Source organism: Microbacterium terricola, assembly GCF_027943945.1.
In the GTDB taxonomy this organism is placed as follows: Bacteria; Actinomycetota; Actinomycetes; order Actinomycetales; family Microbacteriaceae; genus Microbacterium; species Microbacterium terricola.
On sequence record NZ_AP027141.1, the window covers coordinates 2,361,672 to 2,383,192 of the forward strand.

Here is a 21,521-nt window from a genome sequence, read left to right on the forward strand (position 1 = left end):
GTCATCCCCCCACGATCACGCTCATGCAGCCGGACACGATCGGCGCCCCGCAGGAGGCCAGGTCTCCCATCCGCGCGGCCGGGCGACCGCCGATGAGGACGGTGCTGCTGCCCTGCGCGATCGGGGTCGGGGGGTGCACGGCCGGCGGGGGGAACGAGCAGGTGTGCAGGTCACCCTGCACGGCCGCGGGGAGGCTCCCGATCAGCACGGTGGAGACACCGGGGCCGGTGACGACGCCCGGGTGTCCGGTCGGGTCTGTGATGCGGGCTGCAGGGGGCACGTCATGCTCCTCTCTCAGTTGATGGTCACGAGCCCGCCGCTGATGCGGAGGGTCCCGTCGGCTTTGACCGTCGTGGTGGCGCCCTCGACGTCGAGGGTGAGGTCGCCCTTGACGGCCGTCTTCGGGGCCTTCACCTCGGCGCTCGTCTTGCCGGCGAGCGCCGCTGACCCCTTGGCGCTGAGCGTCAGGCTCGCCGCTCCCCCGGCGAGGCTGATCGTGATGCCGTCCATCGCCAGCTCGACGGTGTGCTCAGCGGCATGGCTCAGGGTGATCTTCTTCAGCAGGTCGTCGAAGACGAGCGTGTGGCCACCCGGGGTCTTGAGGACCCGCTTGTACTGCGCGTCGAGCGGCTGGTCGATCGGCGCGTCGCCCGAGCTGCTCCAGATGCTGCCGATGACGATCGGGAGGGCGGGGTCGCCGTGCTCGAAGGCGACGATGACGGTGTCGCCCACCTGGGGCATGCACCACAACCCGTAGCCCTCACCGGCGAACGGTGCGCAGACCGGCGCCCACGGCTCGATGTCGGGCAGCGAGGGGATGCTGACCTGCACGCGGCCGAGCATGAGCGAGTCGAGCACGCTGATCACCTCCGCACGGGCGACGCCGACTTGGCGCGAGTCCGTCTCGGGTGCGCTGAAGTCCACGAAGATGTCGCTGAGTCCCATGTCGTCCCCTCATCCCCCCAGCGCGAGCCCTGCGAGCCCGCGGTGCACCGGTGCGGCGCCCTGCGCGGCCGCGGGCACCGAGCCGAACCAGATCTCCTTGCGCACGTCGAAGCTGGTGCGCCAGCCGCCACCGTCGAGCGTGTGAGTCGCTGAGGTGACCCGCCAGAATCCGCCGAAGGTCTCTCCGACCCCCTCGATCCGCAGCACGTGGCCCGCGCGGATGCGGGCGTCGCCCGCGCAGGTGCCCTTCGCCGTCAGCCGCTTGTTCAGCTTCGGGAGGAGCTTGCCCAGCACCACCCGTGCGGCGTTCGCGGGGGTGAGCGTCTCGTCCACGAGGGTCACTCCGGTGTCACCCGAGAACTTCTTGCCGAACCCCGGCGAGACCTCGACCGTGAGGGACTGTCGGTCCCAGTCGAAGCCGACGCTCACCGTCAGCTGCAGTTTGATCGCGGCGACCCACACCCGCGCGACGGCCTTGGCGATCTGCCCGACGGTGCTCACCCGCGGGCTGAAGTCGAGCAGCGAGTGCCCGTAGCGCAGTGTCACGTCCGGTGCGATGTGCGCGGCGGGCGACATGAGGCGCAGGATCAGCCCGGCCGGCTCCGCGGAGTGGTCGATGACGAGTTCCCAGGCGTTCTCGGCCGCGATCTTCTTGAGGAAGTCGAGGCTGGTCTCACCGGCCTGCTTGCGGATGAGGCTCTGCGCGACCTTGGTGTCGTTCATCGCTGAGACCGCCCCCGCCGCCCCGATCGCCGCCGAGATCGCCGCGCCGAGCGGGTCGATCACCGGCAGGAGACCATGCTCGAGCGGCGGCACGGCCGCGACGGCGAGGTCTGGCAGCGGCATGACCCCGACGGTCGGGATCGGGATGCCGAACCAGCGCGACGGGGATGAGGCAGCGAGCCGCGTACGCCGGTCCTGCGCGATCACACGCATCGTCGGCATCCCCCCGCCGGGGAAGGTCGCGTCGGCGCCGACCACCTCCCCCGCGAATACCCGCTCCGGCTGCTCGGGGGCGTAGCCCAGCCACAGTTCCACCGGAGTGTCGAGGCGGAACAGCTCGTGGTCGAGCCAGCGCAGGCCCTCGTTCGCGAGGCCGAGTTCGAACCGGTCGGCGTCACCGAAGCCGCACGTGGCGGACACAGAGGTCACCGATCCACGCAGCGTCGCGGGCGCCGGCCTGCCGTCGAACAGCAGCCGGAACTCGGGGGCGTAGCCGGGGGCGATGCTCATGACGCCTCCCGGGCGGGTTGCGCGACGTGCACGACGCCACGCGCGTCGGTGTAGGGCAGACGCGGGATCGACAGCGTGATCCCGACGGGCAGGGTGCGCGGGTCGGTGATGCCGTTGCGGACGGCGATGGCACGCCACGCGGTCGGGTCGGCGTACTCGCGCTGGGCGAGCAGGGCGAGCGTGTCGCCCTGTGCGACGACATGGGTCTTCGTGTAGTCGACCGTCTGGCGCTTGATCTCCTTCGCCTCGAGCTCGATGTTGCGGTACTCGCTCAGTGTCACCTTCAGCCGTGCGCGCAGCGGCGTGCCGTCCGCGCGGAACAGGACGAAGGTCTGCGACACCTTCTGCACGACGCACGTGAATGTGAACTGCCCCCACGCGAAGATCGCCGGCGGCGGGGCGTGCAGGTCAGGGTCGATGTCCATGAGGGCCGTGATGTCGCCGACGAGTCGGCGCACGTCGGCGCCGGCCGCACCGGCAGGGCTCGCCTCGGTGGTGTCGACGAGCAGGTCGAGCTGAACGGTCTGCGCATTGCCGTTGACGAACTGCACGACCGGGGCGGAGAGGCCGGGCACGGCGAGCTGCGCGAAGGTCGACTCGCGGTCGATCGAGTACTCCTCCGGGTTGAACTGCACCGACACGCGCCGACCTGTGACGGTGTTCGTGAGTGTCGCCTTCTCCAGCCCGCTCATGCCGTCCACCCCCGTCGCTCTCGGGCGGCGGTGAGGCGCCGGTCGATCTCACCGACGACGCGGTCGACGACCTGCGGGATGTCGGCCGAGGTGAGCGGCGGCAGCGGGATCACGGCACCGGCGCCGTCCCACTTCAGCCCCGCCGTGGGCGTCACGGGCGGGCGGGACGCCGGCACCGCCGACGGTGCGGCCGCAGCGGGCGCGGCGCGGTGCACGAGCGGAACCGACGCGACGATGCGGCGGGATGCTGTGGCCCCGCGCGTGCGCCGATGCGCGAGGTCGATCGGCGTCGGCGCCGCCGGCACCGCCCTCGCGCGCCCGCCGATCGGTGCTGCCGTCTCGACGTGGGCCGCACGCGGCACCACGCGAACGACCCGCGCCGGCATCGTCATCTCGGTGCGGTCGATGCCTCCGGCTGGGCCGCGGACAGGCCCTCGCTCCCCCGGCCCGCGCGGCGCGGCGCCCGTCGCGCGCGGTGCGGAGGCTGCTCGTGCGGGGTCGACGCGAAGCGTCCACGACAGCCGCAGCGCGACCGACGTCACCGCCGCCGCATGCCGGTGCTCGTGGACGGCGAGCGGACGGGCCGTGAGATGCAGCACCTGGTCGAGGCCCGGCATCCCTCCCCCTCCCGAGCGCACCGGACGCCCCGCCGCGCGGGCACGCCGCGGTGCGCAGCGACGGCGCACCTGCTCGGCGAACGCCCGTGCGCGCTGCGGCGGCGCGGGGGTGGCGGGAATCGGCATGTCAGGCTCCCTGGGCCGCATTGAGGGTCGTGTTGATGGCAGAGACTTCGCCGACCCACGCGCGACGCTCGCGGTGGGGCAGGTCCATCAGCTCGCCGAGGGGCCAGTGCAGGTGGTACGCGAGGAAGGCCATCTCGCTCCTCAGCTGGCCGACCGGGTAGGCACGGGTTCCCCCAGGCGCTCAGGCCCTGCGGCGAACTCCTCTCCGCACGCGGGGCAGACCGCGATGGTGCGCTCGGACGTGTCGTCCACGTCGTTGATGCGGTTGTAGAGGTCCTGCAGGAAGGCCAGGTCGGCGGCGAAGAGCGACTCGATCGTCTTCGGCGTGATCGGCTCGATCCCGTCCAGTCGCGTCACGACGCGGCTCAGCAGGATCACCGTCAGGTAGGCCGTGTTGCGCTGCACGCGCGGGTCCTGCAGCGGCAGGATCTCGTCGGCGGCGGTGGCCAGACGCATCGTGCCTTCACGGTGCAGGGCGCCGTCCTCCCCGAGCAGCCCGACCGGGAGCAGGAACTCGTGCTCGATCTGAACCATCTCAGCTCACCCGCCGGACGCCCTCATGGGCGAGTTCGAGGGTCTCCATCGCGACCTCCGAGGCTTCCGCGCTGAACGTGGGTCCGGTGTACTTCGTGGGCCACGCGCGCTCGAAGTTCCAGCGGGCGACCTCGCCGCCGCGCCGGTCGAGGAGCACGATCGAGCCGTCCTTGCGCTGGATGTCGCCCGCGACGATCTGCTGGTGCCAGTCGATGAGGTCGCGGTCGATGTTGAGGCCCCACTTCAGCACGATGTTCGCGTGCTTGGTCTGGGCGGGGAGCTTGCGCGGCGACTGGTTCCAGCCGCCCTCACGGTGCTCGATCACGTCCACGGTCGAGTCCAGTCCGGTGACCTCGTGGAACGACCCTCGGCTGATGCCCTGGATCTCGACGAGGAAGTTGTGGCTGAGCTGCGGATCGATGAACTCACTGGGGTTGGGCATGACGTCATCTCCTTCTGTGTGTCACGACTCGGATGCCTCGGCGCCGCCATCCCAGATGCCGATGCGCACCACGATGAACTCGGCCGGGTAGGTGGGCTGCACGCCGATCTCGATGTAGAGGCGTCCGAGCGCCCTCGTCGACGCGGGGTTGAGGGCGTCGTCGATGCGGACGTAGAACGCCTCCTCCGGCTTGTCGCCGAAGAGGGCGCCGTTGCGCCACTCCTGGCGCAGGAACGCGCTGATCGATCGATCGAGCTTCTTCCACAGGCCGCGGTCATTGGGCTCGAAAACCGCCCAGCGGATGCCGTCGGAAATCGATTCCTCGAGGTAGTTGAAGAGCCGGCGGATGTTCACGTACTGCCAGTTGCGGTCTTTCGTCGTCGTCGTGCGCGCACCCCACACGACGGGAGCGCCACCGTTCGGCGGGATCCGCAGGGCGCTGACCCCGAATTGGTTGAGCCCGTCCTGATCGGCGTCGGTGAGACGCCGGGTCAACCCGAGTGCACCGCGGATCGAGATGTTCGCGGGCGCCTTGTGCACGCCGTCCTCCGCATCGCTGCGCGCGTACACACCCGCCAGGTGCGCCGAAGGCGGCCACGCCTCGAGCAGTTTCGTGTCGGGGTTCACGATCTGGATCCACGGGTAGTAGAGCGCCGCGAAGCCCCGGTCGCCGCCGGTCGCCGCGGCCGCCTCGGCGACGACGGCGGCGCTGTTCGCCCCCTTCGTCGAGTCGAGGATCGCTACGCGGTCGCCGGCGAGCTCGCAGTGCGTGACGAGAGCCGCATGCGCGGCGGTCGTCGTCGCACCGGGGATCGCGACGATCGACACGCGGTCGATCGGCGCGAGGGTCGCGAGCACGTCGGTCGGATCGGCGAGCAGCCCCGCCCACGAGTCGGCGCGCTTGTCGTCCGCGCCGTTGGCGAGGACGCTCGCCGCCGCCTCCGGCCGCGGATCGGTGATCGTGCCGCCAGGCGGCAGTGCAGGAGGCTCGAGCGTCACGACGGCCGACTCGATGCGACCCCACCATCGCGGATGACCCGCGCCCGTCGACAGACCGAGCAGGTCTTCTGTCACCGGTGCGGGTCCGCTCGCGTCGACGATGTGCAGGTCGAACTCGCGCGACTCGACCCGGATGGGGTTCGCGACCGGATGCTTCTTGGTGAGCGGATCGCGCAGGGTGAACGAGTCGTTGCCCACCGCAGCGACGACACCGAACTCCGCGTTGGCTGCGCCCACGTCGATCTCGACGATCGACCCCGCCGGCAGCACCTGCCGCAGCGGCTTCGCCGGGAGCGCGACGCGGATGCTGCGCGTCCCCACATCGGGGTCGGCGAGCCGCACCTTGCCGCCCGAGTAGTCGCCCGGGGCACCGAGCGGCTGCTGCAGCGTGATGGTCTTCGCATCCGGAGTGCCGTCGACGACGGCCGGTCGGTTCGCCAGCCCGGTCTTCGAGACGATCACGGCGTCGCCGACCGCGAAGCCCGGCGCGGCGACGAACGTCAGCCGGCGGCGATCGACCATCGCGTCGATGTCACCCTCCGGCCGGGCGACCTGGAGCGAGCCGGCGAGCTCGTCGACCACCACGCTGCGATCGCTGACGGTCACGCTGATGCCGTTGGCCCCGGCGCCCTGCCGGCGGGCGCGCGCTATCAGCAGCGGGTCCTTGGGCGCGTTCCTGGTCTTCAGCGCGACCCAGGCGTTCTGCGCGGTGGAGGCGCGGACGATGTAGCAGGTTGTCCCCCCGTTGAGGAAGAAGCCCTTGACCGCGGCAGCGAGGTACGGCTTGTCGCCCGTGGGGAAGGTCTCGTCGACGTAGTCCCCGAACTCGGCGACGAACCCCTCCCAGTTCGTCACCTCGGTGGGGGTCAGGATCGGGCCCATGCGGGCCACGCCGACGAAGGCGGCGACCGAGGTGCTCACTCCCTCGATCGGCGAGGCGGGAGTGAACTCCTCGATGTAGACACCCGGGTGCAGCAGCGATGGCATGTCGGCTCCTAAAGGTCGAGATCGATGTGACCGCCCGCGAGGGGCAGGACCACAGCGACCGGTGGTGGGGTGGGATGTGAGGGGTGGGCGACGCGCAGCGTGTACTCGCCCGCGGGGAGGCCGGACACGGCGAACCGGCCGGCGGCGTCGGCGGTCAGCTCGACGTCGAGTCCGTCGGTCGCCGTGCCGACGGCGCCGATCACGCGCACCGTGGCGCCCGGGACGGCAGCAGTGCCGGACGACACCGTGCCGCCGAACGCGTGGATGCGCTCACTGGGGAGGGCGACAGCATCCGCTCCGACGCCGAGGAGGAGGTCGGCGAAGACGGTCTCGACGATGCCGGTGACGACGGTCGGCTCCGGGGCGACCGGCATGGTGACGATCACATAGCAGCTCGGCCGCCACGACGGCGTCTGCCCGCCCATCGCAGACCAGAACTCGCCCAGATGAGGGAAGCCCTCGACGGGGAGCAGGGTCAGCGGCAGGTCGACCGAGCGCATGGCGTCGGGGATGACGGCCGCCTGCGCCGCGGTGAGCAGCTCGTCGGAGTTGAAGCGGGTCTGCGCGATTCGTGCGATCACGCGTGACAGCAGTTCGTGCTCGAGCGGGGTCGCGGGAACGGAGTCCGAGTCAGGGCTCGGGTACCAGGCCGAGATCAAGTAGTGCAGGTCGACCCGGAGCGGCGCGTGGATCTCCGTCGTGACGCCCAGCGCGCGCTCGTGGGCGACGGCGTTCGTGCGCAGCCGCCGGTTCTCGCGGATGTCGGTGAGGTAGGCGTTCAGGCACGTGATGGGGTCGCCGTTCACCCGAAAGTTCTTGACCCGCTGCGCCCAGCTGCCGTCGGGTGGCTGGAACCCGATGAGCGTGGGCGGAGTGCCCGCGGCCCGCTCGAGGACGGTCCGCAGCATGGAGTCGACGGCGGGGATCATGGCACCACCCACGTAGCCGAGTGCCCCGCCCGCAGCTTCTGGATGCGGAGGATCTCGCGTAGCTCACGACCCCGCTCGGTCGCACCGAGATCAATGCCTCGAGCTCGGATTCGGTCGACGATCGCGCCGATCTCCTCGTTTGTTGCGGACGTGAGGGGAAACTCGCTCCGGTCGTCGAGGGCCGCCTTGAGGCTCGGATTGCGGGCGCCGCCCTCTGCCTTCAGAGCCTCGGCATCCCACGCGGCGTGCGTCTCGCGGAACGTCGGGTCGAGGTTCGATGAGTGGCCGAGTTTGGAGAGTTCTCTGGCTTCGGTCGCCTCGAGCCCGACATCCTCGAGCAGCTTGCCGACCCGCTGCGGGATCCGCGAGTGTTCGATCTCAGCGCCGACACGTTCTGGCATGACACCGGTCTTCGCGGTGATCTTCAGTTCGGCTTCTGTGAGTTCACCCACCGGGTCGAGCAGGTTCGGACCCTTGAGGTTTTGTCCTCCGGCGCGCGCAGCGAGTTCATCGCTCGCCTTAGTCATCCACGCCCGCTTGCGAATCGTCGCCCAGTCCGGATAGTTCCCTGGCCCGTCCGGCATGTCGACGGGATCGCCCGGCTTCCATCTGCGATTTGGGCCGTGCGGGTGCTTTGCGTAGTCCCACCCGGGTGGGAGGCCCTCGAGGGTCCGCGCTCCGCCTTTGTTGATCGCATCGGCTTCGGCCCGCGCGGCTGCGCGCCGTGTCTTGAGCGCGGCGCGTTCCTCCTTGGTCATGTCCTTGATCGCCTTGCGCTTTGGCGCGGGACCGGGCGTCGCCGGTTCCGGAGCGGGGCCGGTCGCCGGCTTGGCTTCTGGGGTCGTAGAGACAGGACCCTCGGCCGGCTTCGGTTCCGCCTTGGGTTCGACCGGCGCGGGCTCCGCCTTCGGCTCAGCGGGCTTGGGTTCCGCAGGCTTGGGTTCCGCAGGCTTGGGTTCCGCAGGCTTGGGCTCCGCCTTGGGCTCGACGGGCGCGGGCTCCGCCTTCGGTTCGACGGGCGCGGGCTCCGCCTTCGGTTCGACGGGCGCGGGCTCCGCCTTCGGTTCCACAGGCTTCGGCTCTGCCTTGGGCTCCACCGGCTTCGGCTCTGCCTTGGGCTCCACCGGCTTCGGCTCCACCGGCTTCGGCTCCACCGGCTTCGGCTCCACCGGCTTCGGCTCCACCTTCGGCGCGGGCTTCGGCTCCGGCGCCTTCGCCGGAGCCTTCACCTCCGGCGCTTTGGGCGGTGCCTTCACCTCCGGCACCTTCGGCGCGGGCGGACCCTTCGGCACGTCGCCGGCCGCCGCGGCGATCTTCTTGCCCTTGGCGGCGTCCTCGGCCGCGGTCGCGATGGTCTCGGCCTTCTTCGTCGCGTTGAGCGCCTTCTTCGCCTCGTCGAGCTCGTGCTTCACCTTCAGCAGGCGGGCGACCTCGGGCATCTTCTCGACGATCTCGGCGAGGACGCGGAAGAGGCGACTGCCCTTCGCGACTCTGCCGACCGCCACTGCGCCGCGCAGCACCCACTCCTCCGGGCCCAGGAAGAGCATCGCGACCTCGGCGGCCGCCATCCCGATCCCGCGGCCGACGGCGAAGCCCTTCTCGACCGCCGACTTCGTCATGAAGTCGCCGTGGAACCACTGCGACACGAGTTCGCCGCATGCCCCGCCGAGAGCGTCGCCGCTGCCGATCAGGAACTTCGGGTCGGACGCCACCTTCGCGCCGAACGCGATGATCGCCTCGATGACCTGCTTCGCGTACTCAGCCTCCTGCTGCTTGTACATCTTGTAGAGGTTGTAGTCGTAGATCGCGAGCGCGGTGTCGAACACCGGCTTCAGCAAGAACTCGACGATGCCCTTGACGAGCTCGGCGAGCCCGATGAGGTTCGACGCGACATCCTCGGCGGCGCCGTAGGGGATCCCCCCGATCAGCCCGGCCGTGAACTTGGCCCTGGCTGCGATCCCCCCGAACTCGGTCTTCAGCGCGACCACGTCGGCGTCGGTGACCTTCCCCGCGGCCGTCGTGATGAAGGCGTCCAGGAAGGCGCCCATCGCGCCGTACACCTGCACGCCCGCCTTGAACGACGGCGGCAGCATGCCGTAGAGCGCCGACCCCTCCTTGCTGTCCAGCATCCCCTCGAGGAACTGGCCCGTCGCCCCGACCGACCCCTTCTTCTCGAGTTCCTGCATCTGGACCATGCCCCCGGGCGAGACCGGTGCTCCGATTCCGGGCGCCGCAAAGTCGCCGCCGCGTGCGTGCTGCGCCGCCTGCAGGTCGGCGGGCGCACCGGCCTCAGCCAGACCGCTCGGCATCGCGGGTGTCCCGTGCGTACGGAACTGTGCAGCGTGCATCGCCTCGTGGGAAAGGGTGCTCGCGTCGGCCGACGGCCCGATCACGATGTCGTCGCCGAACGTGAACCCGGCCGCGCCGAGCAGCTGCGCGTAGGCCGCCGCCTCGCTGGTCATATGCACTCGCACACCCGAGAGGTCGACCCCTGCCTGCGACTCGGCGGGGCGTCGCACGGCCGTGCTCAGCGGCATGCCCGGCGTCCGACGGACTTCGGCCATCATCGCCGCGAGGGCGTCGGGGCGATGCTGCAGGGTGGTCGTGACGGCACTCACGCGATCACCAGCCGGTCGCGATCGTGGGTGCCTGCGCCGAGCTTGCGCAGCTCGCGGCGGAGGGCGTGATCGACGTGCGCATCGGTGACGGCGGTGCCGTCGCGCGCGGCGAGGAAGGCGGCGGCGACCGCGACGTTGCGGATGCTGCCGCCCGCGAGCTCGTACGACTCGGCGAGGTCGTCGAGCGTCGCGCCGTCGACCTCGAGGGGGGTGCTCGCCGGCCAGGCCTGCGCCCACAGGATCCGGCGCGCGGGCGGACCCGGGAACGGGAAGTGGACGGTGAAGTCGAGGCGCCGGGTGAAGGCCTCGTCGATGTTCGACGCGAGGTTGGTCGCCAGCAGCGTGACGCCGTCGTAGCTCTCCATCCGCTGCAGCAGGTACGAGACCTCGATGTTCGCGTAGCGGTCGTGCGCGTCTCTGACTTCGCTGCGCTTGCCGAACAGCGCGTCGGCCTCGTCGAAGAACAGCACCGCGTTGGTGCGGCTCGCCGCCTCGAAGATCGCGTCGAGCTGCTGCTCGGTCTCGCCGATGTACTTCGAGACGACGCGCGACAGGTCGATGACGTGCAGCGACAGTCCGAGCCGGGCGGCGATCGCCTCGGCGGCCATCGTCTTGCCCGTGCCGCTCGGTCCGAGGAACAGGGCGGCGATCGGATGCGTCCGCCGCCGTTCGCCGAAGCCCCACGTCTCGACGACTGTCGCCTTCGCGTCGACGCGGCTGACCACCTCGTCCAGCTGCTCGAGCGCGTCGGGAGGGAGCACCAGCTCACGCCAGCGGGCGAGCGCGTCGACGTGCGGGGCGAGACGCTCGAGTTCGCGTCCGGTCTGCGCCCGCGCCGCCGCCTCCACTGTCTCGATGCGCAGGCGATCGCCCGAGGGCGCCCCGGGGGTCGCGGCGAGCGCCTCGATGGCGGAGCGGATCTGCCAGCCCGCGAGCCGGAAGCGCCGCGCGAGCCGTGGGGCGTGGAGCGAGGCGCCGGTCGGCAGCGCCGCGCGCCACACCGTTTCGCGCTCCGTCACGCCCAGCTCGCCGACCTCCACGGCGCGCACCACGGCGCCGGGCGGCACCGCACCCGTCTCGCGGGCGTCCGAGAGCTGGATCAGGGGCCGCAGGAGGGTGATCGCGCGGCCCGAGAGTCGCGTGGGCTCGCCACCGTCCCCGTCGATGACGATGAGCGCCGCGCGGAGCACGGCTTCCCGGCGCAGCTCGGCGACAGCTTCCTGATCCGCGCGGGTCGTGAAGATCACGTCCTTGCCGAGCGAACGGGCCGCGAGCGCGGCGGCCTCGCGGAGTGACCGACGATCCGGGCCCCACAGCTGCAGCACGTCCAGGTCGGCGGTCCGCACGGCGTCCTCGGCATTGAGCCGAGCAGCCGTCGGCACCGACAGTTCGAGCGCCTCGGCGTCGGCGGCGAGCCCGGCGCCGTCGGCCGTCGCGCACCACGATGGCAGCGACGGGGTCCCGATCAGGTGCGCCACCAGGCCGGGAGACGGCACGAGCGGCGCGGCGATCAGCGGTTCGAAGTCGCGCGGCGCGGCGACCGCGAGACCGTGCCGGCGCAGCTCGTCGATGATCCGCGCGTCGGGTGACGGGTGCTCGAAGAGCAGCCGCAGGGCCAGCGCGAGCGACGGCCGCTGCACGGTCGGGTCGCCGGCGAGCGCGCCGAACACGACGCCGAGCTCGGCATCCAGATCGGGCGCCAGCGCCAGGGTCAGGACGGCCGCAGCATCCGCGCTCAGTCCGAACAGCCCGCCCAGGTCGTCGCGCGCACCGGCATCCGCCGCGAGCAGCGACCGGGCCCCGTCGACGAAGAGGCTGCCGTCGCCCGCACCCATGACCGCCACCCCGAGAACTGCCCGGGCGCGTTCGCGCAGACCGACCACACGCGGGTCGATCGACGGAGGCAGGAGCCGTTCAGTCAAAGCGCGCCCTCCACGTGGGAGCGCTGCGGATGGCGTCGGCGATGGTCTGCGGGTTCATCTCCGCGGAGTGCACCCGGCGATGGACCTCCACAGAGCGGGTGGCCAGCACGTGCCCGTTCTCCTCGACGCGCAGAATCACGGCCTGCGGATGCGGGGCGAGCAGGTCGCGCTCGAACCGGCGGGCGGTGGGGCTCTCGCTGGCCAGGATGACGATCGGCGGCGGATCGGCCTCATCGACGTCGCGCAGGTCGGCGACGGCCGCGCCGCGGGGCAGCACCTCGACGTCGACGCCCTCGAGGCACTGCCTGAGGAGCTCGTCCATCAACGTCGGCATCTCGGCCAACAGAACCTGGGATCGCGGCACGCCTCCATGCCACTCCTCCCCCGCGCGGGCCGCATGATCCCGCCGGACCCATTCCGTCCTCAGGAAACGGATCCCCCGATGTGGATCGGAGGGTGCCCAGGAGGGGATCGGAGGATCTAGGCGTCGCGCAGGGAGGAGGCCAGCTGCCCGCGGCGCTGGAGGTCGAGCTTGCGGAGGATCTGGTGCACGTGGTTCTTCACGGTCGTCGTCTGGATGAACAGCTCGGAGGCGATCTCGCTGTTCGACAGACCCCGCGTGATGAGGCGCCCGATCTCGAGCTCGCGTCGCGTCAGCGCCGTCACCGGGGGCGGGGCGGGTGTCGTCTCACGGCCCAAGCTCGCGAACAGCAGCGCGGCGATCGAGCTCGGGCACACCGCCTCACCCTCGACGGCCAGGCGCACCGTCCGCACGAGGACCGCCAGGCTCTCGTCGCAGCCGACGAAGGCGCGGATGCCCAGCGCCGCCGCCGCCGCGATCGGCGGGCGGGGCGTCATCGCCAGCCCCACGACAGGGCAGGCGCCGCCGATGCCCGCCATCGTGCGGGCGAGCCCGCCGGCATCGATGTCGACGAGCGCGACAGAGGCCTGAGCGGCCGCCGCGGGGAGGCTGGCGGCCGTCGACTCGACGGCCGCGGCCGCGATCCCGTCATCGGCGAGCGCGCGGGCGACGGACTCGCGGTAGAACCGCACGTCGCTCACGACCAGGGCGCGCATCGGCGGCCCATCCGAATGAGATGGGTCCACGCTGACGCGCTCTCCGAATTGGCTCATGGGGTACCCCCGACGTGCGCGCACCACAGTGCTCTCACCCCGACACCAGAACTTGCCAGGCGCAATCCCCCACACCACACAGCACGAAGGGTGGTCTCGCTGAGGAAGCCGAACCGCGCGCCAGGTGCTCAGTATTGCGCAGGGTCGCCGACGACGAAAGGGCATGCGCGGGCTCGTTCGAGCAGCACGCGGGACGCATGGGGGCAACGGCAGTGCCTCCCGCGTCGGGTGCCACACGCCTACGGTGGAGGCATGGGTGACGTGCGTGGGGAGATCCGGGAGTTCCTGAGCTCACGGCGCGCGCGGGTGACGCCCGAGCTGGCCGGTCTGCCCGCCTATGGCGGCAATCGCCGGGTGCCTGGACTGCGCCGCGAAGAGGTCGCGATGCTCGCGGGCGTCTCGGTCGACTACTACGTGCGCCTCGAACGGGGCAACCTCGCGGGGGCGTCGGAGAGTGTGCTGGATGCGGTGGCCCGTACCCTGCAGCTCGACGACGCCGAGCGGGAGTACTTGTTCGACCTCGCGAAGACCGCCGGCGGAACCCGGCGGCGCGCACCGAAGGCGGCGGGTGGCGTGCGTCCCGCGGTGCGCCAGGTGCTCGACGCGATCACCGACGGGCCCGCGTGGGTGCGCAACGGGCGCCATGACATCCTCGCCGAGAACCGCCTCGCCCGCGCGCTCTACTCGCCCCTCTACGACGGGCCGCACCGGCCGGTGAACACGACGCGGTCGATCTACCTCGACCCGGCGGCGCGCACGTTCTGGCGCGACTACGACCGGGTCGCGAAGGATGCTGCCGCCATGCTGCGCCTGGAAGCCGGCCGCAACCCGCACGATCCCGACCTCATCCGCCTGGTCGGCGAGCTGTCGACGCAGAGCGAACTGTTCCGCCGGCACTGGGCGTCGCGCGATGTGGTCTTCCACCGCAGCGGGGTGAAGCGCCTGCACCACCCCGTGGTCGGCGACCTCGACCTGAACTACGAGTCGATGGAGCTGCCCAGCGAGCCCGGGCTCGTGCTCAACGTGTACACCGCGCCGGCGAACACGGCGTCTGCCGACGGGCTGCGCATGCTCGCGTCGTGGGCGGCCACGCAGGAGCTCGACCGCTCAGGCGGCTCCCCACACGAAGCCGTCCGGGTCGGTGAAGCTGCCGGCGTCACCGGCGATGACCAGCCCGTGTGAGGCCGTTCCCTCCGGCGAGACGCCCGCGACCTTCGCCAGCGAGCTGCGGCCGTTGAGGGTGAGCCCCACGGGGCCGGTGTCGAACTCGACGTACTTGCGGCCGTAGCTCTTCGCCACGGTGAATCCGCGGTCGGCGTAGAAGTCGCGGCTGGCCACGACATCCGCGACACCGAGCTGGAGCACGATCTCATCGATGGTGGACGACGCCGGGACGGTGTTCTTCTTGGACGACGACGCGATCGTCACCACGGTGCCGTCCGGCGCCTGCACCGCTCCCCCGTAGCCCCACAGCGACTTCTTCGCCGGCTTCAGCACGGTGGCGCCCGCCTGCGACGCGCGGCTCACCAGGGCGTCGACCGTCGCCGGCTGGGCGACGACCAGCCCGAGGACGAAGCCCCGGAACCCGGTCGTGGGCTCGTCGGAGGGCTGCACGGAGACGCGGGAGTCGAGGCCGAGCGCCCCGGTGTAGAAGTCGGCGGACGCGGTGGGCGCGGAGGCCTCGAGGACGATGCGCTGGATGGAAGCCACGGTGCCGATGCTAGATCCGCCGGGGTGTTCGGTGTCAAGCACCCCCGAGACATCGATGCCCGGGTGGGGGGATCCTGGGGTGATGAGCGAACAACGAGCGGTGGTGCGCATGTGGACCGGGGCGGTCCGCACGGCGGACCGCGACGTCTACGTCGACTACATCGAACGCACCGGCATGGCCGAGTACCGGAGCACGCCGGGCAACCTCGACGCCTGGATGCTGACACGCGACCGCGGGGACGGCACGACCGAGATCACCACGGTGTCGCGCTGGGAGTCGCTGGACTCCATCAAGGGCTTCGCGGGCGACGACATCGAGCGCGCCGTGTTCTACCCCGAGGACGACCGGTACCTCGTCGAGCGGGATGAGCGCGTGCGCCACTACGAGCAGCGGGGGTAGGTCCGTCAGAGGGCCACATGTCGCGCCTCGGAGCTGTCGAGGTAGAGGGACCGCGGCCCCCTCCTTTACGTCGACCACGGGATGACGGGTGCGAATCGTGCTCGACCCGGACTGCGGGAGGCTCTCGCCGCCGTGAGACGCGGCGATACTCTCGTCGTCACCAAGTTGGACAGACTCGCCAGATCGCTGCGAGACGCCCGCGACATCGCAGATGAGCTCACCGCGAAGGGGTGGCGCTCAGTCTCGGCGGGAGTCGCTACGACCCGACCGATCCGGTCGGACGACTGCTGTTCAACGTTCTCGGGATGGTGGCGGAGTTCGAGCGCGACCTGATCAGCATGCGCACACGGGAAGGGATGGCGGTCGCCCGCGCCAAGGGCCGGCTCAAGGGCAAGCAGCCGAAGCTGTCGAAGGCACAACGTGCCCTGCTGTTCGAACTCCACGACCGTGGCGAGTACACCCAGACGGAAACCGCCGGGCTGCTCAGCGTCTCGCGAGCAACGATCTACCGGGAGCTTCAGCGCCGCCGGAGGGCGTTCCTCGCCGTCTGCGAGGCGCACATCTACTGATCTGATCACCGCGGACGCGGAGAGACCCATCGCTCATCCGAACGCCGCCCTCAAACGGGGCGCTCATCGAGAGTGCCCCTCGGGCGGGGTATCTGACACTCGACCGGCTCGCGCGGTGCCCGCTGGATCGCGCTGTCGGGCGTCAACGCTCGGTGGCCCGCATCTGCACGCTGGCCGACCGGGTTTCGGGCCGTCGCGGACGGCGAAGTCGGGCAGCGCCGACCGGATACTCGGCTGGAGTCGGCAGAATAGGCAACGTGCCCACAGACGACGAGATGAAGTTCCAGACTGGAGCCAGCAACTTCGGCGAGGACTGGACGCAGGAGGCCGAGGAAGCTGCGCTCCATATTCTGCTCGTCGGGAAGCGCCGCGATCCAGAGATGCAGGGAGCTCTCGCCGAAGCGCTCGGCCGCACGCTGAACGGCGTGGACTGGAAGATCGACGCCATGGCCTCGAACTTGGACGATTTCCGCACGGCGAACGAGAACCCGCTCGGCCTCAACGCGACGGAGGTGAAGCTGCTCGCTGACTATCAGCGCGTTCCAGTTGAAGTCGCTGAGCGGTGCCGCCTCTCACACGAACGCCTCGTGGCGGGCGAGATCCCCGCGGCGCTCTCTGCAGAGCGCCGGCGCGAGGAACAGGAAGCGCGCACCTGCGGCAGTTGCTTCACGGAGTTCGCGGCCGACGGCTCGTGTATGTGTATGTGACTGCGGTGGGTCGGTGCTCCAGTCGATAAGCAGCCCGTTCGGCGTGGCAATGAGGGACCGGGTTGTGGTCAGACCTCGCAACGCCCGACTAAGGGTGGCGAATGGTCGCTTCAGCATCGATGAACTGCGCCTGGAAAGCGGTCTGGCCCATTGGCAGCATTACGGCCCCGATGAAGTGCAGGCGCTGCGGGTCTCCCTCTAGGGTCAGTGCAACGCCGGGGAGGGGTTCATGGCCGCGCCCGGTATCGAACGGGCTGTCAGCCTTCTCGACCGTCAGGAGTTGGCTCCTCGGGATGCTGAGAAGTTGCTCGGCCGAGCCGAAGCGCGCCCTCCACACAGAGATCTCATGTTCTCCCATCACCAGGCAGCCGTACTTCGATGCCGGCGCTCCCAACCAACGCAGCCGACGGAGGGTGGTTTCGGCCCACTGGACTGCCCAAGCGTTCCCGCCCCTTGCGCGCGCTATCGCAGCGGCCGCCACGTGGCTGCGTATCCACGTCAATCGGACCACCCAGATGCAGAACACCGAGAACGGAATGGCGAGGACAGCGCCCCACAGCTCCAGAGGAACGTCTCCGACCTCGTCCTCTGCCCCCTCGACGTCCCACGAGATGAGCATCCAGAGTCCGACAATCTCGATCACGATCGATGCCAACGCGGCCACCGTGAGAGGGTCTCTAGCGAAGAAGCGTAACCAGTCCTGCCCCCTGACCGGGATCTTCGAATTCAACTCGCCCTGGTTCTCCATCGGCCAGACCTCACGAAGGCGAGGCCGAGTAATCGTCCCTCGAGCAAGGCGAGCACCAATACCACATAGGGCAGAGGCCGTAATCGCGATGACGAGTAGCCCGAGGGCGCTGCCGGCCACGACGACAACAATTGGCGGCATCCAACCCCACCTGCCGGAGTCGGCAGGGACGAAGAGGTCTCCGGACGAGGTCGTGGTGAGCAACACCGAGACGACGACGAGAACGAGTCCGCCGACAAGAAGTCCTAAGAGGACGATGATCCCAAGCAGCAGCGAGCGGTCCTCATCGCGGCGCCGCAATCGCTCAGGTTCATGCATTTCGCTCATCCTAGTGAGCGATCTCATCTCGTCCGATTACAAACTCGCGATCGGGCCGACACGGCGACGCCCATCCAGCACGCATCGCGCGCCAAGGCACCGCTCAAGCGGCAGCAGTGGTTCGTCACCTATTGGAAGCGGCGACTGGGCCATCGACGGCAGCGACGTCGACGCGGCGCGGATCCGGTGGACGCCGATGGTGGGCACGCCGAGTCCGGGTGGACTCTAGGCTCGCAGGGGCTGCTTCGCGGAGGCCACTCCGCAGCGGACATCACCGAGAAGACCCGAGGCAACCGTCTCAATGTCGCACCTCTCGTAGAAGGGCCGCAGTCCAGACAGAGGAAGCCACCCCGGAAACCCTTATCCGACCTGGCGAATCCAGTCCCTTAGATAGAGAGTGATCCGTCCGACCTCATGCGGCTCTAAGAGGTTGTTGTGTGCGACGATGTTGCGGCTCTTCTCAAGCTCATCGAAGCGACTCACCACCCAGTTGACGTCGGGAAACAGATCCTCGAACTGCTCCCAGTTGTTCTGGATGAGGGAGGCGAGGTCGCCGAAGTCGGTGTAGTAGATCTCGGTGGCGCCGCGTCGCATATGCCAGCGGTCCTTGCCCTCGCTTTTCTGGCGACCCTCCACCTTCCGCCTGACCGGCGCGGTAGCTGCGGTGTCCCACCACTCGGCACCGAGTCGTTCGGCCAAACGCTCGCTTACGACGTCGCGTACTGAGTTCTCGAACACGAAGAACGCGAGGTAGGCCGGGAGCGCTTTCATCGCAGACGCTCGTAGGTCCGCAGAAAAATCTTCTAGGGGCATGACCCGCTGCAGTGCTTGCGGGTCGGTTGGGGCTCTCACAGCGATACCCTCTGCCTCCAGGTCATTGAGCGCATCTTCAACAGTCAGACCAGCGAAGAGCCACTCACGGAGCGACGAGTCAGTCACATTAGCTCCGCTTTGATCGCCTGGAAGATCGCCCTATAGACGCTGACCTCGGTTGTCGGCGGAAGGTGGATATGAATGTCGTGATGCAATTGGAATAGCCCGCTGCCAACGCCGCTACTGCCCGTGCCCCCGCTGCCTCCCTCCGCATTGCGTGTCTCGTCTGGAGAGTTCACCTCCGTGGGCTGGTCGTCGACCTGTGTCTTCTTATCGGCTGCACCGGCGGACCAGTCGGCCTTATCGCTCAGTGCCTTAAACGTCGAGGCAGTCTTCTGTGCGACCGCATCGCCCGCGCCCGTCACCGTCTTCACGATGCCCTGAACCTGAGAAACCGACTTCTCGTAAACCTTCTGATCAGCCATGAATAGGTCGGGCCAGCCTTCACGGAGACCGGTCGCAAGAGCTTTGCCAGGGTCGCCTTTGAACTCGTTGTACCGCTGGGTAGGCGTACCGTCCGCGCTGATGAATCCCAAAGACCGCAGGACCTTGACCATTGCTCGGTCGTTGGACGAGCCAAACCCGAGTGTCGATTTGAGAAAATCATGGGTGAACTTGGGAGGCGTGCCCGCAGACCGAATCTTGTCCAAAATCGCTGCGACGTTGACGACAGAAGGCATGTACGGGATCTCAGCGGCCATTTGTCTCCTTTGAGAGATGCGATACGAGTTGTGCACATCCTGGCAGGGAAATGCGCGATATCTTGACCGACCGAGCCGTCCTGGGCTCGGGTTGACCAGCTCGGTCGTGAAGCGACGGCGCAAGGGTCATTTCGGACTGTCGATAGACAGGCAGCCGCCCGTGGTCTGCGCGGGCGATGCGCAATGTGCGTGCCCAAACCGAGCGCATGCACGCTCAGGGATCCACCCCAGATCGGTTGATGCGGTGAATGACCATCCGATGGGGTGGGTCGCCGGTTGACGGTTAGGCGTTCGGTGTGCGCCAGTCCTGCCTCACGGCCCACTGCTTGAAAGTCGTGGTGGTCAGTCCGTATCGGGCCGCGTGGTTGGGTCGAGCGGGGTAGCCGACGAGGTCATCCCAGTTCCTGCCGGGGGCGTTGGGGGCCCCGGTGATCTGTTCCCACTCCTCTGGAGCATTGAAAACGGGAGTGATCTGTCGGTTCGCGACTGCAGAGATCGTGTCGGCGATCTCGGGGAAGGTGAGCAAGTCCCCCGCGAACTCGATCTCGGCTTCGTGGAATGTGTCGGGGTCGGCGACGAATGCGGCGACGGCTGCTCCGAGGTCTTCCGCGTTGATCAGAGCCATCGCGGTCTTGGGCCCTGTCGTCGTCACCAGCCTCCCCTCGGGCAGCTCGGGGAACATGTCGAGGCGTTTGCCGGGGAGCAGGTTGTCCATGTACCAGGCGGGCTTGATGATGGTCCAGCGGTCGATGCCCGACTGGCGGACCGCGTCTTCGGCCGCCTCTTTGTTGTCCCAGTACGTTCGGAACAGCGCGCTCTGGTCGTAGCCCGGGTAGCGGCTGCGCCATCCGGTGCCTGATACGGATGTGTGAATGAGCTGCGCGACGTCAGCTCGCTTTGCTGCCGTGGCGATGTTCCGTGCCTGTCGCTGCTCGGAGTCGAGGTCGGCCGGGTCGGAGGCGAACAATTGCACGGAGAACACGACGTCATGTCCCGCGCTGGCCGCTTCCAAAGAGGCAACGTTCTCCAAGTCACCCGTCGCGAGGGCGACGCCCCGCTCGGCGAGAGCGCGCGCCGGCGCCGACTCGGGGTTGCGCACGAAGGCGGTCACTTCGTGACCTCCGTGCAGGAGCGCTTGGACGACAGCGCCGCCCTGCATTCCGGTCGCCCCGGTGACCAGGGCCCTCTTTGTGTTCGTCTCGGTCACTACGGTCTCTTCTCTCGGTCGATCTTGATAGACAACTCGGGTACCCCTGGTGCGGTGTTTAGAAGACGAGCACGGGGCGTCCCCGCACTCCGCCCTGTTCGATGACGCGATGCGCTTCGGTGACCTGCTCGAGCGGGTAGGTCCCGGCGACGCGGAGCGTGAGGGCGCCGGCCTGGGCCAGGTCGCGGAGCTGGGTCAGAGCGGCGGTGTCTCTCATGCGGTCGTAGATGAAGACGGGGAACCAGCGCACGCCTCGGTCGGGGTTGCCGGTGAATCCCTTCACGGTCGCGATGGCGCCGTCGTCGCGCACCGCGGCTGCGATCGCCTCGCCGACCGATCCTGCGTCGATGACACCGTCGACACCGTCGGGTCGCAGCTCGCGGACGGCCGCAGGAAACGTGTCTCCGCGAGCGAGGACGTGATCGGCGCCGAGGCTTGCGACGAGGTCGCGGTCCTTGTCCGCCGTGTCCGCGATGACCGTCATGCCGGTGGTCTTGGCGAGCTGGATGGCGTAGCCGCCGATTCCGCCGGCCGCGCCCGTCACCGCCACCGTCGCGCCCGCCGGCAGAGACAGTGCGTCCACGGCCATCATGGCCGTCAGAGCGGCCATCAGCAGGGTCGACGCCGCGGTCAGGTCGACTCCCTTTGGGGCGAGGACCACCGATTCGGCCGGGACGAGGACGTACTGTGCCTGCCCACCCTGGTCCAGCTTCGGCTCCGTCACTGCGATCACCTCGGCGCCGAGGGTCAGCTCCGCGCGCACTCCGTCACCGACCTCGTCGATGGTGCCGCCGATCTCCCACCCGACCACGTACACGTCGGACGGCGGGTTCGTCTCCGGGCTGAACTTCGCGGAGATCCCCGAGCGGATGTTGACGTCCGCAGGGTGCACGGGCGCCGCGGCTACCTTGACCCGCACCTGCCCGGGGCCCACGTGGGGTTCGGGCAGCTCCAACACCCGCATGACCTCACGGCCGCCGAACTCGGTGAAACCTACCGCCCTCATTACCTACCTCTTCCGCACTCGCTTCCCACGAACCCGATACACGTTTGTCTTGGGTCTTGGGCCACGGTAGCACTATCGGTACACTCAAGACAAGACGGTCCTAG

23 protein-coding genes and 1 pseudogene are annotated in these 21,521 nt (G+C 69.3%); 4 read left to right on the forward strand and 20 right to left on the reverse strand.

Annotated features, from left to right (window positions below; all coding sequences use genetic code 11):
• Nucleotide 1: 1 nt before the first annotated feature.
• The 14 genes from Microterr_RS11150 to Microterr_RS11215 form a co-directional block, all read right to left on the reverse strand.
• Entirely contained in the window at nucleotides 2–280 is a 279-nt protein-coding gene (locus Microterr_RS11150) for a PAAR domain-containing protein (protein ID WP_263797865.1), read from the reverse strand.
• Between the two features lie 14 nt (nucleotides 281–294).
• Nucleotides 295–945 (reverse strand): phage baseplate assembly protein V, encoded by a 651-nt coding sequence (locus Microterr_RS11155; protein ID WP_263797864.1) that lies wholly within the window; start codon nucleotides 943–945, stop codon nucleotides 295–297.
• A 9-nt stretch (nucleotides 946–954) separates the two neighbouring features.
• Complete coding sequence (locus Microterr_RS11160) at nucleotides 955–2,178, reverse strand: phage late control D family protein (protein WP_263797863.1); 1,224 nt, start codon at nucleotides 2,176–2,178, stop codon at nucleotides 955–957.
• Complete coding sequence (locus Microterr_RS11165) at nucleotides 2,175–2,870, reverse strand: LysM peptidoglycan-binding domain-containing protein (protein ID WP_263797862.1); 696 nt, start codon at nucleotides 2,868–2,870, stop codon at nucleotides 2,175–2,177. Before Microterr_RS11165 ends, Microterr_RS11160 begins: the two co-directional genes overlap by 4 nt.
• Nucleotides 2,867–3,613, reverse strand: a complete 747-nt coding sequence (locus Microterr_RS11170; protein ID WP_263797861.1) for a hypothetical protein — start codon at nucleotides 3,611–3,613, stop codon at nucleotides 2,867–2,869. Before Microterr_RS11170 ends, Microterr_RS11165 begins: the two co-directional genes overlap by 4 nt.
• Nucleotide 3,614: 1 nt before the next feature.
• Nucleotides 3,615–3,746 carry a DUF6760 family protein gene (locus Microterr_RS11175; RefSeq protein WP_263797860.1) on the reverse strand — a complete coding sequence of 44 codons (132 nt, stop codon included), beginning with the start codon at nucleotides 3,744–3,746 and terminating at the stop codon, nucleotides 3,615–3,617.
• An 8-nt stretch (nucleotides 3,747–3,754) separates the two neighbouring features.
• Entirely contained in the window at nucleotides 3,755–4,147 is a 393-nt protein-coding gene (locus Microterr_RS11180; protein WP_263797859.1) for a hypothetical protein, read from the reverse strand.
• A gap of 1 nt (nucleotide 4,148) precedes the next feature.
• Nucleotides 4,149–4,589: a phage tail protein gene (locus Microterr_RS11185; protein ID WP_263797858.1), complete on the reverse strand. Its 441-nt coding sequence runs from the start codon at nucleotides 4,587–4,589 to the stop codon at nucleotides 4,149–4,151.
• Nucleotides 4,590–4,610: 21 nt separating this feature from the next.
• Complete coding sequence (locus Microterr_RS11190) at nucleotides 4,611–6,575, reverse strand: phage tail sheath subtilisin-like domain-containing protein (RefSeq protein WP_263797857.1); 1,965 nt, start codon at nucleotides 6,573–6,575, stop codon at nucleotides 4,611–4,613.
• 8 nt (nucleotides 6,576–6,583) lie between these two features.
• Nucleotides 6,584–7,504: a Pvc16 family protein gene (locus Microterr_RS11195; protein ID WP_263797856.1), complete on the reverse strand. Its 921-nt coding sequence runs from the start codon at nucleotides 7,502–7,504 to the stop codon at nucleotides 6,584–6,586.
• Nucleotides 7,501–10,122 carry an eCIS core domain-containing protein gene (locus Microterr_RS11200; protein ID WP_263797855.1) on the reverse strand — a complete coding sequence of 874 codons (2,622 nt, stop codon included), beginning with the start codon at nucleotides 10,120–10,122 and terminating at the stop codon, nucleotides 7,501–7,503. The genes Microterr_RS11195 and Microterr_RS11200 overlap by 4 nt, the downstream gene beginning before the upstream one ends.
• Nucleotides 10,119–12,044 (reverse strand): ATP-binding protein, encoded by a 1,926-nt coding sequence (locus Microterr_RS11205; protein ID WP_263797854.1) that lies wholly within the window; start codon nucleotides 12,042–12,044, stop codon nucleotides 10,119–10,121. The genes Microterr_RS11200 and Microterr_RS11205 overlap by 4 nt, the downstream gene beginning before the upstream one ends.
• On the reverse strand, nucleotides 12,037–12,366 hold the full coding sequence (locus Microterr_RS11210) for a hypothetical protein (RefSeq protein ID WP_263797853.1): 330 nt from the start codon (nucleotides 12,364–12,366) through the stop codon (nucleotides 12,037–12,039). The genes Microterr_RS11205 and Microterr_RS11210 overlap by 8 nt, the downstream gene beginning before the upstream one ends.
• 158 nt (nucleotides 12,367–12,524) lie before the next feature.
• Nucleotides 12,525–13,121, reverse strand: coding sequence for a helix-turn-helix transcriptional regulator (locus Microterr_RS11215; RefSeq protein ID WP_263797852.1), 597 nt, complete (start codon nucleotides 13,119–13,121; stop codon nucleotides 12,525–12,527).
• A 309-nt stretch (nucleotides 13,122–13,430) separates the two neighbouring features.
• Between Microterr_RS11215 and Microterr_RS11220 the strand changes: the two genes are divergently transcribed.
• Nucleotides 13,431–14,360, forward strand: coding sequence for a helix-turn-helix transcriptional regulator (locus Microterr_RS11220; protein ID WP_263797851.1), 930 nt, complete (start codon nucleotides 13,431–13,433; stop codon nucleotides 14,358–14,360).
• Here the strand turns inward: Microterr_RS11220 and Microterr_RS11225 are convergent.
• Nucleotides 14,286–14,888: a VOC family protein gene (locus tag Microterr_RS11225; RefSeq protein WP_263797850.1), complete on the reverse strand. Its 603-nt coding sequence runs from the start codon at nucleotides 14,886–14,888 to the stop codon at nucleotides 14,286–14,288. The two genes, Microterr_RS11220 and Microterr_RS11225, sit on opposite strands and share 75 nt — an antisense overlap.
• Nucleotides 14,889–14,970: 82 nt before the next feature.
• On the opposite strand from Microterr_RS11225, the gene Microterr_RS11230 reads away from it, so the two are divergent.
• From Microterr_RS11230 to Microterr_RS11240, 3 genes and pseudogenes are all read left to right on the forward strand, one after another.
• Nucleotides 14,971–15,288 (forward strand): hypothetical protein, encoded by a 318-nt coding sequence (locus tag Microterr_RS11230; protein WP_263797849.1) that lies wholly within the window; start codon nucleotides 14,971–14,973, stop codon nucleotides 15,286–15,288.
• Between the two features lie 63 nt (nucleotides 15,289–15,351).
• Nucleotides 15,352–15,857, forward strand: a pseudogene (locus tag Microterr_RS11235) (recombinase family protein); the annotation flags it as partial.
• A 257-nt stretch (nucleotides 15,858–16,114) separates the two neighbouring features.
• Complete coding sequence (locus Microterr_RS11240; protein WP_263797848.1) at nucleotides 16,115–16,564, forward strand: hypothetical protein; 450 nt, start codon at nucleotides 16,115–16,117, stop codon at nucleotides 16,562–16,564.
• An 88-nt stretch (nucleotides 16,565–16,652) separates the two neighbouring features.
• Here the strand turns inward: Microterr_RS11240 and Microterr_RS11245 are convergent, their stop codons facing one another.
• The 5 genes from Microterr_RS11245 to Microterr_RS11265 all read right to left on the reverse strand — a co-directional run bounded on the left by Microterr_RS11245 (nucleotide 16,653) and on the right by Microterr_RS11265 (nucleotide 21,417).
• Nucleotides 16,653–17,630, reverse strand: a complete 978-nt coding sequence (locus Microterr_RS11245) for a hypothetical protein (protein ID WP_263797847.1) — start codon at nucleotides 17,628–17,630, stop codon at nucleotides 16,653–16,655.
• Nucleotides 17,631–17,990: 360 nt separating this feature from the next.
• Nucleotides 17,991–18,569: a Swt1 family HEPN domain-containing protein gene (locus Microterr_RS11250; RefSeq protein WP_263797846.1), complete on the reverse strand. Its 579-nt coding sequence runs from the start codon at nucleotides 18,567–18,569 to the stop codon at nucleotides 17,991–17,993.
• Nucleotides 18,566–19,204, reverse strand: coding sequence for a DUF5343 domain-containing protein (locus Microterr_RS11255; RefSeq protein WP_263797845.1), 639 nt, complete (start codon nucleotides 19,202–19,204; stop codon nucleotides 18,566–18,568). Before Microterr_RS11255 ends, Microterr_RS11250 begins: the two co-directional genes overlap by 4 nt.
• A 283-nt stretch (nucleotides 19,205–19,487) precedes the next feature.
• A complete protein-coding gene (locus tag Microterr_RS11260; protein ID WP_263797844.1) occupies nucleotides 19,488–20,411 on the reverse strand; it encodes an NmrA/HSCARG family protein in 924 nt (307 codons plus the stop codon).
• A 58-nt stretch (nucleotides 20,412–20,469) separates the two neighbouring features.
• Nucleotides 20,470–21,417, reverse strand: coding sequence for an NADP-dependent oxidoreductase (locus Microterr_RS11265; RefSeq protein WP_263797843.1), 948 nt, complete (start codon nucleotides 21,415–21,417; stop codon nucleotides 20,470–20,472).
• Between the last annotated feature and the right edge of the window lie 104 nt (nucleotides 21,418–21,521).

What these genes read in the sequence shown, in the direction of transcription:
- Microterr_RS11155 (WP_263797864.1), bottom strand. Translation starts at nt 945, where the DNA reads ATGGGACTCAGCGACATCTTCGTGGACTTCAGCGCACCCGAGACGGAC.
- Microterr_RS11160 (WP_263797863.1), bottom strand. Translation starts at nt 2,178, where the DNA reads ATGAGCATCGCCCCCGGCTACGCCCCCGAGTTCCGGCTGCTGTTCGAC.
- Microterr_RS11165 (WP_263797862.1), bottom strand. Translation starts at nt 2,870, where the DNA reads ATGAGCGGGCTGGAGAAGGCGACACTCACGAACACCGTCACAGGTCGG.
- Microterr_RS11170 (WP_263797861.1), bottom strand. Translation starts at nt 3,613, where the DNA reads ATGCCGATTCCCGCCACCCCCGCGCCGCCGCAGCGCGCACGGGCGTTC.
- Microterr_RS11175 (WP_263797860.1), bottom strand. Translation starts at nt 3,746, where the DNA reads ATGGCCTTCCTCGCGTACCACCTGCACTGGCCCCTCGGCGAGCTGATG.
- Microterr_RS11180 (WP_263797859.1), bottom strand. Translation starts at nt 4,147, where the DNA reads ATGGTTCAGATCGAGCACGAGTTCCTGCTCCCGGTCGGGCTGCTCGGG.
- Microterr_RS11185 (WP_263797858.1), bottom strand. Translation starts at nt 4,589, where the DNA reads ATGCCCAACCCCAGTGAGTTCATCGATCCGCAGCTCAGCCACAACTTC.
- Microterr_RS11190 (WP_263797857.1), bottom strand. Translation starts at nt 6,575, where the DNA reads ATGCCATCGCTGCTGCACCCGGGTGTCTACATCGAGGAGTTCACTCCC.
- Microterr_RS11195 (WP_263797856.1), bottom strand. Translation starts at nt 7,504, where the DNA reads ATGATCCCCGCCGTCGACTCCATGCTGCGGACCGTCCTCGAGCGGGCC.
- Microterr_RS11210 (WP_263797853.1), bottom strand. Translation starts at nt 12,366, where the DNA reads ATGGACGAGCTCCTCAGGCAGTGCCTCGAGGGCGTCGACGTCGAGGTG.
- Microterr_RS11215 (WP_263797852.1), bottom strand. Translation starts at nt 13,121, where the DNA reads ATGCGCGCCCTGGTCGTGAGCGACGTGCGGTTCTACCGCGAGTCCGTC.
- Microterr_RS11220 (WP_263797851.1), top strand. Translation starts at nt 13,431, where the DNA reads ATGGGTGACGTGCGTGGGGAGATCCGGGAGTTCCTGAGCTCACGGCGC.
- Microterr_RS11230 (WP_263797849.1), top strand. Translation starts at nt 14,971, where the DNA reads ATGAGCGAACAACGAGCGGTGGTGCGCATGTGGACCGGGGCGGTCCGC.
- Microterr_RS11245 (WP_263797847.1), bottom strand. Translation starts at nt 17,630, where the DNA reads ATGCATGAACCTGAGCGATTGCGGCGCCGCGATGAGGACCGCTCGCTG.
- Microterr_RS11255 (WP_263797845.1), bottom strand. Translation starts at nt 19,204, where the DNA reads ATGGCCGCTGAGATCCCGTACATGCCTTCTGTCGTCAACGTCGCAGCG.
- Microterr_RS11265 (WP_263797843.1), bottom strand. Translation starts at nt 21,417, where the DNA reads ATGAGGGCGGTAGGTTTCACCGAGTTCGGCGGCCGTGAGGTCATGCGG.